Origin of the sequence: Streptomyces sp. NPDC091292, assembly GCF_044757265.1 — a bacterium.
Taxonomy (GTDB): Bacteria; Actinomycetota; Actinomycetes; order Streptomycetales; family Streptomycetaceae; genus Streptomyces.
In genome coordinates this window covers 1-2,741 of the sequence record NZ_JBIVUQ010000050.1, presented here as the reverse complement: position 1 = coordinate 2,741, position 2,741 = coordinate 1, and the positions used below count along the sequence as shown (strand labels likewise).

Genomic DNA, 2,741 nt, shown 5'->3' with positions numbered 1-2,741 from the left:
TTCGTGCCGCGCTTGCTGATGCGTGGCCTGATCTCGCGTTCGGCCAGGGCCGTGTGGACGGGCTGATAGTCGTAGCCGGCGTCCAAGCTCAGCGCCGGGCTCTGCGGGGCGTGGTCGAGGCGGTCGGTCAACTCGGCGAACGCGTCGAGGGTTTCTGGCAGCAGCGTGTGGTCGCGAACATTCGCGCCGGCGGTCACCGTGACCACGGGTATCCCGTAACCATCAGTCAGCTGGGATCGCTTGATGCCTTGCTTGCCCCGGTCCACAGGAGACTTCCCCGCGCACTGCCCGCCCGAGGGCGCCTTGGTGATGCACCCGTCCGCGACCAAGTCCTCGAGTTCCAGGCCCACCATCTGGTCGTACGCTCGCAGTACCGCGAGGAGCAGGTGGCCGATGACACCGGCCGCGATCCACTCGTCTCGCCGGCGGCGGATCGTGGTCGCCGAACAGGCCCGGTCAGCGACCCGCTCGTAGCCCATCCCTGAGACCAGCGCCAGAACAAGCCGGTCGAACACGACCGCGTCCGCGATCCGCGGGTTGTGGCACCCCAGCGGGTGCGAATCGGGTCGGACAGGGAGCAGCCTCAGGAACTCCTCACGGATCGGGTCGATGATGGACGCGGGCGCGACGGACACGAACCCCCCAGATGGTCACATAGCGTAGTCAATTCCATGATCATCAAGCCTGTCTCCGTCGTGCCGTCCTCTCCGTCGTTTGCCCACGTCTACGGGCCGACGCCTAGATGATGAAGCGGTGGATGGCCTCGTTGGCGTGGTCCTGAAACGACGGGTTGGCCAAGTCGGGGAAGATGTCCGCTTGGTCGACCAGGGGGCCCTTGAGCTTGTTGGCCGCGCTGGCGTAGAACGCGCCGCTGGACAGGGTCGGGTCGGTGACGCCGTCGACCAGTCGCTTCGCGCCGACCTCGAGCTTGTGGGAGATCCCCAGGGCGGGCAGGACGTACTTGGACGCCATGCGCAGCGGTAGGGCGATGTTGTTGGAGGCTTGGGTGCCGGTGGTGGCGCCGGGGCTCACGGTGAGGAAGCGGCGGTCGGGGTGCTGGCGGGCCAGGTAGGCCATCCAGAGGGCCCCGATGTACTTGGCCTGCCCGAAGGCGAGGTTGAAGTCGGTCTTTCCGTCGGCGAAGAATCTGCCGTCGATGACGGTGGCGAGTTCGTCGGCAGAGGTTGAGGCGAAGGACGGCCGCTTCATGCGCAGCATCGGGAGTCCCCTGGCTGCTTCACTTCCGGCGAGGACCGCGACCTCGCCGAGCCGCCCCTCGGCCAGGAGTCCTTCGAGGAGGACGACGTGGCCAAGGACATTCGTCGCGAAGACGTTGGTGACCCCGTCAGCGGTCAACTCCATCGACCGCGGGCCGATGACGCCGGCGTTCATGACCAGTGCGTCGACGGTTCCGTCGACGGCGGCAAGGCCGGCTCGCACAGAGCCCAGATCGGCGACGTCCATGACGACGATATCGAAGATGCGCCGGCCGGTGGCGGCTTCGAGTTCGGCCTTTGCCGTTGTCGCCCGGTCTCGGTTGCGGCAGGCCAAGTAGATGCGGGCCGTCTCCGGTCGCAGGGCCAGTTGCCGGGCCACGTCCTTGCCAATCCCGACGTTGGCGCCCGTGATCATCACGGTCTTTCCCGGGAGTGTGCTCATCGGGATTCCCTCTCATCTTCTGCGGGGCTGATCAGGGTGAACGGCTCATGCTGCTTTCGCGGGGGCCGGTGCTGCGTTGACGAGTCACGCGGCCCTCAAAATGGGTTGTGTAACTCAGTCTGACCCGGGTCAGACTGGGCTGTCAAACTCAGAATCGCTACCATGGGTGCATGGCGAACAAGACGAACAATCGGCCGCGGCTCACCGCGAAGGGCGAGCGCGTCCGGGGCCGAATCGTGGAGGGGGCTGCGGCCTTGATCCACGAGCGCGGAGTCGCGGGTACCACCCTGGAAGACGTCAAGGGGGCAGCGGAGGTCAGCGGCTCGCAGCTCTACCACTACTTTCCCGACAAGAACGAGCTCCTGCAGGCGGTCATCGACTACCAAGCCGACACTCTCGTCAATCACAATCGCCAGGCGCTCAGCAGTGAAGACGGAGTCGCAGCCTGGCGGGACATGCTGATCGCCGGGGTGAAGCACGGCCAGGCCAAGGGAGGCTGCCCACTCGGTTCGCTCGGCGGCCAACTCGCCGAGAGCGACCCCGAGGCCCGAGCCCTCATCGCCGCCGGATTCGAGCGGTGGTCAGCTGCCATCAGCGAAGGACTCACGTCGCTTCACGCCGACGGGAAGCTCGCACCCGGCATCGACCCGGACGCCCTGGCCACCACCATGCTCGCCACCCTGCAAGGCGGACTACTGCTCGCCCAGGTTCAACGGAGTACGCGCCCCTTCGAAGTCGCGGTTGATACCCTCCTCGCCCTTGCTATCCAGACTTGAGGCCCTGATGGGGCTCCTTGCCTGAGGACCCGGTCGCGGACGGGTGCATCATCAAGGCGCCCTCGGGCGGGCAGTGCGCGGGGAAGTCTCCTTTGGACTGGGGCAAGCAGGGCACCAAGCGATCCCAGCTGACTGGCGGTTACGGGATACCCGTGGTCAGGGTGCCCGTCGGCGCGAACGTTCGCGACCACACGCCTGATCTCGCTTTCAGCCAGGGTGGTGTCTTCGTGCCGCGCTTGCTGATGCGTGGCCGTATACGGGCTGGTAGTCGTAGCCGGCGTCCAGCTCAGCGCCGGACTCTGCGGG

The 2,741-nt window shown here is 66.6% G+C and carries 3 protein-coding genes and 1 pseudogene; 2 read left to right on the top strand and 2 right to left on the bottom strand.

Translation table 11 applies throughout. From position 1 onward, the window contains the following. Together ACIQNU_RS43760 and ACIQNU_RS43755 are read right to left on the bottom strand one after the other, a co-directional pair. Nucleotides 1-635 (bottom strand): transposase (locus ACIQNU_RS43760; RefSeq protein ID WP_401378309.1); only part of this gene is annotated, 635 nt, incomplete at its 3' end. 103 nt (nucleotides 636-738) lie between these two features. Then, nucleotides 739-1,659: an SDR family NAD(P)-dependent oxidoreductase gene (locus tag ACIQNU_RS43755; RefSeq protein WP_401378306.1), complete on the bottom strand. Its 921-nt coding sequence runs from the start codon at nucleotides 1,657-1,659 to the stop codon at nucleotides 739-741. Nucleotides 1,660-1,829: 170 nt separating this feature from the next. Between ACIQNU_RS43755 and ACIQNU_RS43750 the strand changes: the two genes are divergently transcribed. Together ACIQNU_RS43750 and ACIQNU_RS43745 are read left to right on the top strand one after the other, a co-directional pair. Next, nucleotides 1,830-2,435 carry a TetR/AcrR family transcriptional regulator gene (locus ACIQNU_RS43750; RefSeq protein WP_401378304.1) on the top strand — a complete coding sequence of 202 codons (606 nt, stop codon included), beginning with the start codon at nucleotides 1,830-1,832 and terminating at the stop codon, nucleotides 2,433-2,435. A 35-nt stretch (nucleotides 2,436-2,470) separates the two neighbouring features. Beyond that, nucleotides 2,471-2,629: pseudogene (locus ACIQNU_RS43745) on the top strand (IS5/IS1182 family transposase); the annotation flags it as partial. Nucleotides 2,630-2,741: the final 112 nt, after the last annotated feature.

Coding starts and splice junctions, on each gene's coding strand:
- ACIQNU_RS43750 (WP_401378304.1), top strand. CDS start 1,830: ATGGCGAACAAGACGAACAATCGGCCGCGGCTCACCGCGAAGGGCGAG.
- ACIQNU_RS43755 (WP_401378306.1), bottom strand. CDS start 1,659: ATGAGCACACTCCCGGGAAAGACCGTGATGATCACGGGCGCCAACGTC.